Raw genomic sequence first — 15849 nt, 5'->3', positions numbered from 1 at the left:
AAATTTAAAATTCTATAATATTGTGTGTTACCTAATTGATAATGATTCTCACTATCAAGTAATTAGGATTATATTTTTTATGCATTTATATGTCAAATAATTATAAGTTGCATGTAAATCATAAATATTTTATTGACTTAGGAAAAAATTTAATTCATACTAAATCGTGATAATGATTCTCATTGTCATACATCACGAAGGAGGCTAATTAGTCAATGAATAAAGTAATTAAAATGCTTGTTGTTACGCTTGCTTTCCTACTTGTTTTAGCAGGATGTAGTGGGAATTCAAATAAACAATCATCTGATAACAAAGATAAGGAAACAACTTCAATTAAACATGCAATGGGTACAACTGAAATTAAAGGGAAACCAAAGCGTGTTGTTACGCTATATCAAGGTGCCACTGACGTCGCTGTATCTTTAGGTGTTAAACCTGTAGGTGCTGTAGAATCATGGACACAAAAACCGAAATTCGAATACATAAAAAATGATTTAAAAGATACTAAGATTGTAGGTCAAGAACCTGCACCTAACTTAGAGGAAATCTCTAAATTAAAACCGGACTTAATTGTCGCGTCAAAAGTTAGAAATGAAAAAGTTTACGATCAATTATCTAAAATCGCACCAACAGTTTCTACTGATACAGTTTTCAAATTCAAAGATACAACTAAGTTAATGGGGAAAGCTTTAGGGAAAGAAAAAGAAGCTGAAGATTTACTTAAAAAGTACGATGATAAAGTAGCTGCATTCCAAAAAGATGCAAAAGCAAAGTATAAAGATGCATGGCCATTGAAAGCTTCAGTTGTTAACTTCCGTGCTGATCATACAAGAATTTATGCTGGTGGATATGCTGGTGAAATCTTAAATGATTTAGGATTCAAACGTAATAAAGACTTACAAAAACAAGTTGATAATGGTAAAGATATTATCCAACTTACATCTAAAGAAAGCATTCCATTAATGAACGCTGATCATATTTTTGTAGTAAAATCAGATCCAAATGCGAAAGATGCTGCATTAGTTAAAAAGACTGAAAGCGAATGGACTTCAAGTAAAGAGTGGAAAAATTTAGACGCAGTTAAAAACAACCAAGTATCTGATGATTTAGATGAAATCACTTGGAACTTAGCTGGCGGATATAAATCTTCATTAAAACTTATTGACGATTTATATGAAAAGTTAAATATTGAAAAACAATCAAAATAATTAAGGAGTTTTACGATGCTACTTAAACCAAAATACCAAATCGTTATTGCTGGTTTATGTCTTGCAATAGTAGCTATCTTAAGTTTAATGATTGGAAATACGCTTGTGTCACCAGGTACGGTGATACAGGCGTTATTCAACTTTGATAGTGAAAACGATTTACATGATGTTGTCACTGGTGCACGGGCGTCGAGAACAATCATTGCGTTATTGACTGGTGCTGCCCTTGCTGTCTCAGGTTTGTTGATGCAAGCACTTACACGAAACCCAATAGCCTCACCAGGGCTTTTCGGTGTCAATGCAGGCGCAGTATTTTTTGTCATTTTTAGTATTACATTTATCCAAATTCAATCTTTTAAAATGATTGTAGTTATTGCATTTTTAGGTGCCATTGTTGTTACTATATTAGTTGTTGCGCTAGGTATGTTTAGACAAACACTATTCTCACCTCACCGTGTCATTTTGGCAGGTGCTGCGATTGCGATGCTATTTACAGCCTTTACTCAAGGCATACTTATTATGAACGAAACAGACTTACAAGGCCTATTATTTTGGTTAAGTGGCTCCGTTTCATTACGTAATATTTGGGATATCCCATGGATTATTCCGCTTGTATTGATACTTATTTTAATTGCATTTAGCATGGCTGCACACATCAACATCTTGATGACAAGTGACGACATTGCAACCGGCCTCGGTCAAAACATAAAATTAATCAAATGGATGATTATTATGCTCATCAGTATGTTAGCCGGTATTTCGGTAGCCGTAGCTGGATCAATCGTCTTTGTGGGTCTTATCGTACCGAATATTAGCAAACGATTATTACCACCAAACTATAAGTATTTAATTCCTTTTACTGCATTAGCTGGAGCAATCCTAATGATCATTTCAGACATTGTTGCTCGTATAATAATTAAGCCACTAGAGTTGCCTATCGGTGTCGTTACCGCTGTCATTGGCGCTATTGTCTTAATCTATATTATGAAGAAAGGACGTCAACGCTTATGACCGAAAAGATTAATAAAAAAGACAATTACCATCTCATCTTCGCGTTAATCTTTTTAGCCATCGTTTCAGTGGTAAGTATGATGATTGGTTCAAGCTTTATACCATTACAACGCGTACTGATGTACTTTATAAATCCAAATGACAGTATGGATCAATTCACTTTAGAAGTATTACGCTTACCTCGCATTACACTTGCGATTTTAGCAGGTGCCGCACTAGGAATGAGTGGTTTAATGTTGCAAAATGTATTAAAAAATCCAATTGCCTCACCTGATATTATCGGTATCACAGGTGGTGCTAGCTTAAGTGCTGTTGTCTTTATTGCATTTTTCAGCCATTTAACGATACATTTACTTCCACTATTTGCAGTATTAGGTGGCGCAGTTGCAATGATGATACTATTAGTGTTTCAAACGAAAGGACAAATACGCCCGACAATACTCATAATCATCGGTATTTCGATGCAAACGTTGTTTATTGCGCTTGTCCAAGGATTACTCATTACAACGAAGCAATTATCTGCTGCCAAAGCTTATACATGGCTAGTCGGAAGTCTTTACGGTGCTACGTTTAAAGATACAATCATTTTGGGTATGGTTATTTTAGCTGTTGTGCCGTTGTTATTTCTTGTTATACCAAAAATGAAAATATCTATACTTGATGACCCTGTAGCGATTGGCTTAGGCTTACATGTACAACGTATGAAACTAATCCAATTAATCACTTCTACTATACTCGTATCTATGGCAATCAGTTTAGTAGGTAACATTGGGTTTGTCGGTTTAATCGCACCACATATCGCGAAAACAATCGTTCGCGGAAGTTATGCTAAAAAGTTACTAATGTCAGCAATGATTGGTGCCATATCAATTGTTATTGCAGACTTAATTGGGCGTACCTTATTCTTGCCTAAAGAAGTGCCAGCAGGTGTATTTATTGCTGCTTTTGGTGCCCCATTCTTCATATACTTATTATTAACCGTGAAAAAGTTATAACGATATTATTAAAACAAAATGACCTCACAACGAAGTTAGCTAAATGATTCAGTTAACTAACAGTTGCGAGGTTTTTTTATACATATAGTTGTTGTTATTGTTAACAAGCGTCGACTTTCTTAATTACATATTAATACTTTATATACAAATAACACCGACTCATATTCTATAATATCAATCAATATTCTTCGATTTTTCAAATATCGATAACTATTTCTTATTTAAATATAGTGTTTGATAATGCCATTTATTCAAAAACACAAATTTTAATAAAAATATCATATTATTTTTAATTGTAAATTATGGATTATTTTTCTTATTATATTGTGTTATATTAAAATAAAGTGCATATACAAGGAGATAAAACAATGAAATATAATAACCATGACAAAATTAGAGATTTTATAATCATTGAAGCATATATGTTTCGTTTTAAGAAAAAAGTCAAGCCTGAAGTCGATATGACTATAAAAGAATTTATATTACTGACTTATTTATTTCATCAGCAAGAAAACACACTTCCATTTAAGAAGATTGTTTCAGATTTATGTTATAAACAATCGGATTTAGTACAGCATATAAAAGTACTTGTGAAACATTCATATATTAGTAAAGTTCGAAGTAAAATTGATGAGCGTAATACTTACATTTCAATATCTGAAGAACAACGAGAGAAAATTGCAGAACGTGTTACATTGTTTGATCAAATCATTAAACAATTTAACCTTGCAGATCAAAGTGAATCACAGATGATACCAAAAGATAGTAAAGAATTTCTAAACTTGATGATGTATACAATGTATTTCAAGAATATTATCAAAAAACATCTAACATTAAGTTTTGTAGAATTCACAATTCTAGCTATTATCACTTCTCAAAATAAAAACATCGTTCTTCTTAAAGATTTAATTGAAACAATCCACCATAAATACCCTCAAACTGTTAGAGCTCTCAATAATTTAAAAAAGCAAGGCTATCTAATAAAAGAACGCTCAACTGAAGATGAAAGAAAAATTTTAATTCATATGGATGACGCGCAGCAAGACCATGCTGAACAATTATTAGCTCAAGTGAATCAATTATTAGCAGATAAAGATCATTTACATCTTGTTTTTGAATAATATCTCTATTACGCAAGTGTGCTGTATTCTAAAGTGCACTTGTGTTTTCTATTTTTTAATAAAACCTCAGCACATAATGAACAACTTTCTATTTTCTATATCACTTAAAACCATTTCCGAAATTAAACCTCAGCACATTCAAAGCCCCACTTTATTCTTAAAAACATTTTTTAACTCATATGTATTAAACCGCTTTCATTATAAAAAATATCTCTATATTTTATCTGTTTTTATTAATCGAAATAGCGTGATTTTGCGGTTTTAAGCCTTTTACTTCCTGAATAAATCTTTCAGCAAAATATTTATTTTATAAGTTGTAAAACTTACATTTAAATTTAATTATAAATATAGATTTTAGTATTGCAATACATAATTCGTTATATTATGATGACTTTACAAATACATACAGGGGGTATTAATTTGAAAAAGAAAAACATTTATTCAATTCGTAAACTAGGTGTAGGTATTGCATCTGTAACTTTAGGTACATTACTTATATCTGGTGGCGTAACACCTGCTGCAAATGCTGCGCAACACGATGAAGCTCAACAAAATGCTTTTTATCAAGTGTTAAATATGCCTAACTTAAACGCTGATCAACGTAATGGTTTTATCCAAAGCCTTAAAGATGATCCAAGCCAAAGTGCTAACGTTTTAGGTGAAGCTCAAAAACTTAATGACTCTCAAGCCCCAAAAGCTGATGCGCAACAAAATAACTTCAACAAAGATCAACAAAGCGCCTTCTATGAAATCTTGAACATGCCTAACTTAAACGAAGCGCAACGTAACGGCTTCATTCAAAGTCTTAAAGACGACCCAAGCCAAAGCACTAATGTTTTAGGTGAAGCTAAAAAATTAAACGAATCTCAAGCACCGAAAGCTGATAACAATTTCAACAAAGAACAACAAAATGCTTTCTATGAAATCTTGAATATGCCTAACTTAAACGAAGAACAACGCAATGGTTTCATCCAAAGCTTAAAAGATGACCCAAGCCAAAGTGCTAACCTATTGTCAGAAGCTAAAAAGTTAAATGAATCTCAAGCACCGAAAGCGGATAACAAATTCAACAAAGAACAACAAAATGCTTTCTATGAAATCTTACATTTACCTAACTTAAACGAAGAACAACGCAATGGTTTCATCCAAAGCTTAAAAGATGACCCAAGCCAAAGCGCTAACCTTTTAGCAGAAGCTAAAAAGCTAAATGATGCACAAGCACCAAAAGCTGACAACAAATTCAACAAAGAACAACAAAATGCTTTCTATGAAATTTTACATTTACCTAACTTAACTGAAGAACAACGTAACGGCTTCATCCAAAGCCTTAAAGACGATCCTTCAGTGAGCAAAGAAATTTTAGCAGAAGCTAAAAAGCTAAACGATGCTCAAGCACCAAAAGAGGAAGACAACAAAAAACCTGGTAAAGAAGACGGCAACAAACCTGGCAAAGAAGACGGCAACAAGCCTGGTAAAGAAGACAACAAAAAACCTGGTAAAGAAGACGGCAACAAGCCTGGTAAAGAAGACAACAACAAACCTGGCAAAGAAGACGGCAACAAGCCTGGTAAAGAAGACAACAACAAGCCTGGTAAAGAAGACGGCAACAAGCCTGGTAAAGAAGACGGCAACAAACCTGGTAAAGAAGACGGCAACGGAGTACATGTCGTTAAACCTGGTGATACAGTAAATGACATTGCAAAAGCAAACGGCACTACTGCTGACAAAATTGCTGCAGATAACAAATTAGCTGATAAAAACATGATCAAACCTGGTCAAGAACTTGTTGTTGATAAGAAGCAACCAGCAAACCATGCAGATGCTAACAAAGCTCAAGCATTACCAGAAACTGGTGAAGAAAATCCATTCATCGGTACAACTGTATTTGGTGGATTATCATTAGCCTTAGGTGCAGCGTTATTAGCTGGACGTCGTCGCGAACTATAAAAACAAACAATACACAACGATAGATATCATTTTATCCAAACCAATTTTAACTTATATACGTTGATTAACACATTCTTATTTGAAATGATAAGAATCATCTAAATGCACGAGCAACATCTTTTGTTGCTCAGTGCATTTTTTATTTTACTTACTTTTCTAAACAACTTCTGAAACGCCTCAACACTTTCTACTCTGATTACATATACGACATTTTTAGACATTAAAAAATCGAACTAGACAAGATGCTCATTGCATTTCGTACTAGTTCGATTCATGAATAATTAGATTTAAAATGTCATTTGAATCCAAGTGACAACATTATTTATATTTAGAATATTAACGTTAGTATAAACGTCCAAACACAAATAAAGGCAACAAATATAATACTGTATTTTAACGTCATTTTTAATAATGCAGATTCTTCACCAACTTTTTTAACAGCTGCAGTCGCAATGGCAATTGATTGTGGTGAAATAAGTTTCGCTGCTACACCACCTGCAGTGTTAGCTGCCACAAGTAATGAACCGCTTGTTGAAATTTGTTGTGCCACTGTCGCTTGAATAGGTGCGAATAAAGTATTGTTATTTACAACTGAACCAGTCATAAACACACCAATCCAACCTAATACTGGAGAGAATAATGGGAAAATTGCTCCCGCTTTAGCAATACCTTGTCCAATTGCTACAGTCAAACCACCGTATGTCATAACTTTAGCAATAGCTAGGATAGCTGAAATTGTAAGGATCGGTAACCATAATTCTTTAATTGCTTCGACCAATAAAGCACCTGCACTTTTCCATTTTAACTTCGTAATTAAAATTGTAATAATTACTGTTAATAAAATCGCTGTCCCAGTTGCACCAATTAAATCGAGACGCAACGCAATTCCTTTAGGCGATAAATCACTCACAGTATTTGGAATTGGCAATTTTATTACTAAACTTTCAAGTGCACCTCCAGGTTGGAATAATTTTTTGAAGAATGGTGCACTCCATACTAATACAAAGGCAGTTAAAATTACGAACGGACTCCAAGCAAAGACAATTTCTTTAGGCGTTCGTTTTTGAATTTTATGTTCAGACGCTTCCAATCTGAAAATGTTTTTCGGTTTAAATTTACGACAAACAAATGCTAACACCACCATTGTTGCTAGTGATGGAATAATGTCTGCTAGTTCTGGACCATGGAATATTGTTAATAATAATTGTAATCCAGTATATGTACCACTCACTGTTAAAATGACAGGTAAAATTTCTTTAATACCTTTCATACCATCTACAATGAATACTAAAACAAATGGAATAATAAAGTTTAAAATTGGAAGTGTTAATGCTGAGTATCTCGCAACATCTAATGTTGTAACGCCTCCACTTAAGTTAAACGTATCAATAATACTAACTGGTAAACCAATTGCACCAAAGGCACCCGCCGCACCATTAGCAATTAAACATAACATCGCTGCTTTTAATGGTTCAAATCCAAGTTGAATTAATAATACTGCACAAATCGCAATTGGCACACCAAATCCTGCTGCACCTTCTAAAAATGCGTTGAAACAAAATCCAATTAATAATAGTTGGATTCTTTGGTCCTCTGAAATACTTGCAATACTATCTTGAATAATAGAAAATTGTCCTGTTTTAATAGAAACTTTATATAACCAAACTGCCATTAAAACGATATATCCTATTGGGAAAATACCGGCAACAACGCCTTCTGTAATCGCACCTGCTGATACACGCGCTGGTAATTCAAATACAAATAAAGCCACAATCAATGTAACAACCAAAGTTGTCAATGCTGCATAAATGCCTTTCATTTTAAAAACGGTTAAGCATAATAAAAATAAAATAATAGGTACTGCTGCAACTAAGGCTGATAATCCAACATTATCGAATGGATTTACAGTAAGTAGTGTCATAATGACTCCCTCTCTTTATATAAAATATTTATCATTCTGATTAATCTACAACCTATTTCAACTTATATTTTGCGATGATCACATATTTAAAATGTAACACTCCTATATGTGACAGGCAATCGAATTTTTACAAAAAGTTCACAAAATATACACAATATTTAACTATAATAAATAATATATCATTTTAATTATAAATACTAGATATTATTTATAATAATATCAGGAATCCGCTTCAAAAATGCATCATGACAGTTTATATTTTTATTGAGAATCTCTCATTTTGTGAATTGTAGGAAGTAAACAAAATATGACAAGCGTTAAACCAATGATAATGATAAATATCATATTAAACCATAGTAAATTTAATTGATGATGGTGTTGTATTTGCCAAATTTCTAATACTGTGAAGATAGACATATAGCTCATAATCTCTAAATTTAACGTACTTAAAAATAATTTAATCGCTCGAATTTCACGTGGTGTATGATTATAATGTGACCATTTGGCAAATCGTTCATAGTATCTACCTGCAATGAAAAATATAAGCCAAATCACTATAAATGCGCTATTTATCAAAAGCAGTACCCATTTATCAGCAAAGTTATCAGCATCCCCTGCTAAATTATAGTGAATAGGTACTTTGGTTGGTAATTTTGAATAGGTCACTACTGTATAGCACATCATAGCTAAGTAAATAAGTAGACTTAATATTGTAAAAGACCTGATTTTAGACATTCTATCGCCTCTTTCTTTACATTTTATGTATAACACTCTGCCTATTTTACCTTTTAATTACATTACCCCAAACGATTAAACAATATGTAATGATACTATAATTGCGTCAGGAGTATCCGCTTGTTAAATGTGCATAGCTTATATTTAGCTGTTTAACATGCCACATAATGATTCGAATTATTGTTTTAATTAAACCTTTTTCACATATGTATAAATTTTATAGAGCGCATGCTTAATATTTTCATTTGATTCAAAGGCAAAAGATAGCCTTATACTCTTTTCTTTACTGCCATAAATGTAACCCGGATTGATTAATATTTTTTCTTTACTTAACAATTCGTAAAATAAATATTTAATATCTATATCTATTTTAAAGACTAACCATACAAAATAACCTCCACTTGGAACCTCCCAATGTGCTATATCCTTAAATAAATTATTGAGGATGTTTAACATAAAGTCTCGTTTATCTTTTAAAACATACCTTAACTTTACTAAGTGTTTATCATAAGACTTATTTTTCAACATCTCATATACAACCATTTGTGACAAAATACTGGATCCATAGTCAATTTGCATTCTTACATCTGCCAATTGCTCTATTATTTTTTCAGAAGCAACAATCCAACCTATTCTTATTGCTGGTGCAATCGTTTTTGAAAAACTGCTTATATGTATAACTTTTCCCAATTTATCATAAGTTTTGATAGCAGGAGTTGGATCGCTAAAGAAAATATCTCTAAAGATATCATCTTCAATGATAGGAATATTATGTCTTTCGCTATAAGTAATTATATTTTTCTTTTGCTCATTCGTTAAAGAACGACCTGTCGGGTTATTAAACCTAGGTTCTATATAAATCGCTTTATTTTTAAAATTAATAAATCTATCAATGATGGTATTAATTTCATTAATTTGATTATAAGGAACATCAATATGTCTAAAATTCAATTGCTCAAAAACATTTGTAGAGTGAATATATGATGGTGTATTCGAAATTATTATGGCATCTTGACCTAAAAACCCAATAGATAAAAGTTGAATGGCATGTAAAGCGCCTGAAGTGATCATTACATTTTCTCTACCTACATTTATACCTTGCTTTGACATTCGTTCAACGATAATATCTCTTAACTTGATATAACCATAGCCATTATTATAACCAAAAGATAAGTCTTCAATATGACTGGCTGTATTAGACATGGCTTTTTTCAATTGAATATGTGGCATTAACGATATACCCAATTCACCTTTACTTATATGTATATACGAATCATCTGTCTCAATTTTATTAATTAATTGCACCGTATACTGACTTCTTTGTTGAGAGGACCATAACATCATTTCAGACCACTTATTTGTAATATGTGCTTCATTCAAATAGTCATTAACATATGTTCCACTCCCCACTTTAGTATAGATAAATCCTTCAGCCTCTAATAACTCAATACTTTTAATAATCGTCACTCTATTTACGTTGTATTGTATCGCCAACTGCCTCTGTGGAGGTATCTTCATTCCATAAAACCAATCCCCTGTGATTATTTTATCTCTTATGTCACTAGCAATATCTTAATATTTAGCCATCTTCTCCCTCCCTTTTAAAATTGGATAGGTAAATCCATTCAAAATTGGTTGTACTCATTTTAAATCATATTTTTTAATATAGAAACACATAATTAAAGGAGTGATGATATTAATGAATAAACTTCGAGACACTACTTTTCTATCATATTTATTTACTATCATATTGTGGGGATCTGCATTTCCAATGATAAAGATTGCGTTAAATGATTTTAGTGCAGAATCATTGTCGGCATTTCGTTTAATTTTAGCAACAATAATTCTCTTGCCGTTCGTAATTATAAAGAAATTGCCTACCCCTGAACTAAGAGATATCCCTGTTATTTTTATTTTAGGATTTTGTGGATTTGTGATATATCACACAGCTTTAAATTTTGGTGAAACTTTGATTAGTGCAGGTATATCTGGAATTCTAGTCTCTACAACGCCTATTTTTTCTAGTGCTTTAGCTTATATATTTTTAAAAGAGCATTTTTCAAAATGGAATTGGTTAAGTTCACTCGTCGCATTTATAGGAATATCCATTATTTCAATAAGTAAAGATGATTACACAACTATTAATGTATTAGGTGTTTTTATTATTTTACTTGCATCTTTTAGTGAAAGTTTGTATTTTACTTTCCAGAAAAAATACATAGAAAAATACGGCTTCATCGCTTTCACACTATATACAATAATGGCAAGCTCACCATTTATGCTTATTTTTATTCCTGAAATCATCAACGATATACACGGCGCCACTTTTACATCAATAGTATCGGTACTTTATTTAGCTATATTCCCTACTATAATTCCATACGTTTTGCTTGCTTATATTGTGAAGTCAGTTGGTGTCTCTGATGCAACAATGTCTCTTTATTTAACACCTATCGTTTCTTTATTATTATCTTATCTGTTATTAGACGAGCTACCAACAACCCTTGCTATTATAGGCGGAATTATCACTCTACTAGGCGTTAGTTTAAGTAACTTCTTTCAAAATACATAATTATTCCAAGTCCCGCACCTCAGAATCCAAAAACATTCGAGTGATAAAATTTTAAAAATCAAAAATATAAAAATGATCTAATTTCGTCAAATTTACCAATATAAATACTAATATTTACAATTCACAAAGGGGTATAGTCTGAGTGTATTCTAATACGAAAGGACTTGGTGGATATGTATTACAGTTATGGAAATTATGAAGCATTTGCGCGCCCTAAAAAACCTGAAAATGTAGAAAACAAATCTGCTTACTTAATCGGGTCTGGGTTAGCTTCACTTGCGGCAGCTTGTTTCTTAATTAGGGATGGTCAAATGGAAGGTTCGAAGATTCATATTTTAGAAGAGTTACCTAAAGCAGGTGGTAGTCTTGATGGTGAAAATATGCCTTTAAAAGGCTATGTTGTCCGCGGTGGTCGTGAAATGGAGAACCACTTTGAATGTTTGTGGGACTTATTCAGATCTATCCCTTCATTAGAAATCGATAACGCGTCTGTATTAGATGAGTTCTATTGGCTAAACAAAGAAGACCCTAACTATTCTCGCTGTCGTGTTATTGAGAAACAGGGTCAACGTTTAGTCACAGACGGAGACTTCACTTTGACTAAAACGGCGATTAAAGAAATTTTAGATTTATGCTTAACGAATGAAGAAGATTTAGATGATGTCAAAATAACAGATGTATTTTCCGATGACTTCTTTAATTCAAACTTTTGGATTTACTGGAAAACGATGTTTGCATTTGAACCGTGGCATTCTGCTATGGAAATGCGTCGTTATCTAATGCGATTCGTTCATCATATTGGTGGTCTCGCAGACTTTTCAGCTTTAAAATTCACTAAATATAATCAATATGAATCTTTAGTATTACCTATGGTTGAATATTTAAAATCGCATGGGGTTCAATTTGAATACGATGTAAAAGTAGAAGATATTAAAGTAGATGTTACGACAAGTCAAAAAATTGCCCGAGAAATATTAATTCACCGACATGGCAAAGCAGAGTCAATTAAACTGACTGTAGATGATCTTGTCTTTGTGACAAACGGTAGTATTACGGAAAGCTCTACGTATGGTGATAATGATACACCAGCACCACCAACTGACGAATTAGGTGGTAGTTGGACACTATGGAAAAATTTAGCGCGACAAAGTCCTGAATTTGGTAATCCTGATAAGTTTTGCCAAAATATTCCTAAAAAAAGTTGGTTTGTTTCAGCAACTTCTACAACAAACAATAAAGAGATTATCGATACAATAGAAAGTATTTGTAAACGTGACCCACTTGCAGGCAAAACAGTTACAGGCGGTATTATTACAATCAATGATTCTGCATGGCAAATGAGTTTTACAATCAATCGTCAGCAACAGTTTAAAGACCAACCTGAAAATGAAATATCTACATGGATTTATGCCTTATATTCAGATGTAAACGGCGATTATATTAAAAAGCCAATTACAGAATGTAGTGGTAATGAAATATGCCAAGAATGGCTGTATCACTTAGGTGTATCAACTGACAAAATTGAAGACTTAGCAAAACATGTATCTAATACGATTCCTGTTTATATGCCATATATCACCTCTTATTTCATGACGCGTGCTATCGGCGACAGACCTTTAGTCGTCCCGCATCAATCACAAAATTTATCATTTATTGGTAACTTTGCAGAAACAGAGCGAGATACTGTATTTACAACAGAATATTCGGTTCGTACTGCCATGGAAGCTGTTTATCAATTACTAAATATAGATCGTGGTATTCCAGAGGTCATCAATAGTACATTTGATCTTCGCGTCTTAATGGATGCCGTATACGAACTGAATGACCATCAAGATTTGCGCGAGATTACTAAAGATTCGAAAATGCAGAAACTCGCATTAGCAGGATTCCTTAAAAAGATAAAAGGTACGTACATTGAGACATTATTAAAAGAACACAAATTGTTATAACGAAAACCATTAATAGATTTTTATTTGGTGATTTCAAATCATGGAGTGGGATAGAAATGATATGTTCACAAACTTTATTTCGTTATCCCACTCACATGATTTTTTTGATGAAACATAATTACATGATTGATTGCATCATTTTGTTAAACAAGTTATTGCAAACCTGCCATTTCACACTGAAAATTTACATAATAAGTGACGATATTTTACAAGTCATATACAAATAACATATATTGTTAAATAATTTTACCTAATCTTAACATTAAATTTACAATTATAAGCGATAATCTAAATATAAAGCTTATTTGAGGTGAAATAATGGAAATGTCGGTTACAGAAGTCATTTTCTCCTTTTTAGGTGGTTTAGGTATTTTCCTTTACGGCTTAAAAATCATGGGAGACGGGCTTCAAGCATCAGCAGGAGACAGGCTACGAGATATTTTAAACAAATTTACATCAAATCCAGTATTAGGTGTTATTGCAGGTATCGTTGTAACTATTTTAATACAAAGTAGTTCAGGTACGACCGTTATCACAATCGGACTGGTAACAGCTGGATTTATGACGTTAAAACAAGCTATTGGAGTGATAATGGGTGCCAATATCGGAACAACGGTAACTGCATTTATTATCGGTATAGATTTAGGCGAATATGCAATGCCAATTTTAGCATTAGGTGCATTTTTAATCTTTTTCTTTAAACGCTCTAAAATCAATAACATTGGCCGCATACTATTCGGTTTCGGTTCTCTATTCTTCGGTCTAGAATTTATGGGTGATGCCGTTAAACCTTTAGCATCATTAGATGGATTTAAGCAATTAATGCTTGATATGTCATCAAATCCAATACTTGCTGTCATTGTCGGCGCAGGGTTAACAGCACTAGTTCAAAGTTCAAGTGCGACGATTGGTATTTTACAAGAATTTTATCAACAAGATTTAATCAGCTTAAACGCAGCAATCCCTGTGTTACTAGGTGATAACATTGGTACAACAATTACAGCTATCTTAGCTAGTTTAGCCGGCTCAATCGCTGCAAAACGTGCGGCGCTTGTACACGTCATCTTTAATTTAATCGGGGTAATTATCTTCACAATTTTCTTGCCAGTTGTGATTCATTTGATTAGTTTGTTACAAGATGTATGGCACTTAAAACCAGCGATGACGATTGCAGTATCACATGGTATCTTCAACATAACAAATACTTTGATTCAATTACCATTTGTAGCAGGTTTAGCATGGATAGTTACAAAGCTTGTCCCAGGTAAAGATATTGCTGATGACTATAAACCTCAGCACTTAAACAAAGATCTTGTTTATCACGCACCTGGTGTTGCATTACAAGAAACTCAAAAAGAATTACAAAATGTGGGTCAGATTGTCTTATCAATGTTTGAAGACATTCGCGAAATTACAAAAGACGATAAAAAATTGATCAAGAAGCTTGAACAAAAGCACCAAGCTGTTGAAACAATCAATGATAGCATTCGAAATTATTTAGTTAGAATTTCTACAAAAGCCATTACGAAGGCAGACGTTGAGCGTTTAGCAGTTATGTTTGATGTCAATCGCTCTATTTTAAAAGTAGCAGAGCTAACAGAAGAGTATGTCGCTCAATTAAAACGCCAACATGATGAAGATATTCGCATTACAGAAGATGCACAACGCGGTATGGATAAATTATTCAACCATGTTGCTGAGTCATTTGATAAAGCCATCGACATGTTAGATGTTTATGACAAAACGAAAAAAGATGAAATTGTAGAACGTAGTAGAGAATCATTTAATATTGAACATAAACTACGCAAAGGTCATATTAAACGCCTTAATCGTGGCGAATGTACAACAAAAGGCGGATTACTATATATCGATATGATTGGTGTTCTTGAACGTATCGGTTATCATTCACGAAATGTTTCTGAAGCACTTGTTGGTCTTAACGATGATGTACCTACAGATGAAGAAATTGCAACAACTGAAATTTAATTTTTAATGTCTTATTTATATTCATATTTTTTAAAATTAGAGATTCAGAGGCATATACAAGGTCAATCCAACATCAATGGATTGGCTTTTTTGTTTAGCAAACTTTATTATCTTAAATCGGCTATAAACACTGATATAATAATGCTTCATTAGTATGCGGTAAGCATGACGGACACTGTTCTCGGAGTCTGACCTCGAATCATTTAGTATTCACTTTCACGTCGCCTTCATTGAAGCGAATTGCCATAACCTTCACATTATATATAGTTCCTTCTATATAAATGTCCAAATTTTTAGAACAACGCAATAAATAACCATCCACCTAACTTATCAAAAGTTTAAGTGGATGGTTTTTCATTTATATTTATATTAGTGTTAATCCAATCATAGATTTATCTATATGC

Annotated in this window: 11 protein-coding genes; 8 read left to right on the top strand and 3 right to left on the bottom strand. The window is 32.8% G+C overall.

Features of this window, described 5'->3' with window-relative positions; translation table 11 throughout:
• Positions 1-215 precede the first annotated feature (215 nt).
• The 5 genes from sirA to spa all read left to right on the top strand — a co-directional run bounded on the left by sirA (position 216) and on the right by spa (position 6282).
• Positions 216-1208 (top strand): staphyloferrin B ABC transporter substrate-binding protein SirA, encoded by a 993-nt coding sequence (gene sirA, locus NSS86_RS12895; protein ID WP_001045111.1) that lies wholly within the window; start codon positions 216-218, stop codon positions 1206-1208.
• A 15-nt stretch (positions 1209-1223) separates the two neighbouring features.
• Positions 1224-2219 carry a staphyloferrin B ABC transporter permease subunit SirB gene (gene sirB / locus NSS86_RS12890; RefSeq protein ID WP_000924990.1) on the top strand — a complete coding sequence of 332 codons (996 nt, stop codon included), beginning with the start codon at positions 1224-1226 and terminating at the stop codon, positions 2217-2219.
• Positions 2216-3214: a staphyloferrin B ABC transporter permease subunit SirC gene (sirC, locus tag NSS86_RS12885; RefSeq protein WP_000136633.1), complete on the top strand. Its 999-nt coding sequence runs from the start codon at positions 2216-2218 to the stop codon at positions 3212-3214. Before sirB ends, sirC begins: the two co-directional genes overlap by 4 nt.
• A 368-nt stretch (positions 3215-3582) precedes the next feature.
• A complete protein-coding gene (sarS, locus tag NSS86_RS12880) occupies positions 3583-4335 on the top strand; it encodes an HTH-type transcriptional regulator SarS (protein ID WP_000876756.1) in 753 nt (250 codons plus the stop codon).
• Between the two features lie 420 nt (positions 4336-4755).
• Positions 4756-6282 carry a staphylococcal protein A gene (gene spa, locus NSS86_RS12875; protein ID WP_000728745.1) on the top strand — a complete coding sequence of 509 codons (1527 nt, stop codon included), beginning with the start codon at positions 4756-4758 and terminating at the stop codon, positions 6280-6282.
• Between the two features lie 328 nt (positions 6283-6610).
• Here spa and NSS86_RS12870 read toward each other — a convergent pair whose 3' ends face one another.
• From NSS86_RS12870 to NSS86_RS12860, 3 genes are all read right to left on the bottom strand, one after another.
• Complete coding sequence (locus NSS86_RS12870) at positions 6611-8203, bottom strand: L-lactate permease (RefSeq protein WP_000173891.1); 1593 nt, start codon at positions 8201-8203, stop codon at positions 6611-6613.
• 261 nt (positions 8204-8464) lie between these two features.
• Positions 8465-8938, bottom strand: coding sequence for a DUF1648 domain-containing protein (locus NSS86_RS12865; RefSeq protein WP_000036330.1), 474 nt, complete (start codon positions 8936-8938; stop codon positions 8465-8467).
• A 189-nt stretch (positions 8939-9127) separates the two neighbouring features.
• Positions 9128-10507, bottom strand: a complete 1380-nt coding sequence (locus NSS86_RS12860; protein ID WP_078072290.1) for a PLP-dependent aminotransferase family protein — start codon at positions 10505-10507, stop codon at positions 9128-9130.
• 130 nt (positions 10508-10637) lie between these two features.
• Here NSS86_RS12860 and NSS86_RS12855 point away from each other — a divergent pair, with 130 nt between their 5' ends.
• The 3 genes from NSS86_RS12855 (at position 10638) to NSS86_RS12845 (ending at position 15445) form a co-directional block, all read left to right on the top strand.
• Positions 10638-11510 (top strand): DMT family transporter, encoded by an 873-nt coding sequence (locus NSS86_RS12855; protein ID WP_001038103.1) that lies wholly within the window; start codon positions 10638-10640, stop codon positions 11508-11510.
• A gap of 173 nt (positions 11511-11683) precedes the next feature.
• Positions 11684-13459 (top strand): oleate hydratase, encoded by a 1776-nt coding sequence (locus NSS86_RS12850; RefSeq protein WP_000291840.1) that lies wholly within the window; start codon positions 11684-11686, stop codon positions 13457-13459.
• Between the two features lie 324 nt (positions 13460-13783).
• Positions 13784-15445 carry a Na/Pi cotransporter family protein gene (locus NSS86_RS12845; protein WP_001800966.1) on the top strand — a complete coding sequence of 554 codons (1662 nt, stop codon included), beginning with the start codon at positions 13784-13786 and terminating at the stop codon, positions 15443-15445.
• The last annotated feature ends 404 nt before the right edge of the window (positions 15446-15849 follow it).

It is taken from the genome of Staphylococcus sp. FSL W8-0056 (assembly GCF_037963075.1).
Lineage (GTDB): Bacteria > Bacillota > Bacilli > Staphylococcales > Staphylococcaceae > Staphylococcus > Staphylococcus aureus.
This window is presented reverse-complemented; position numbering and strand designations above follow the sequence as displayed.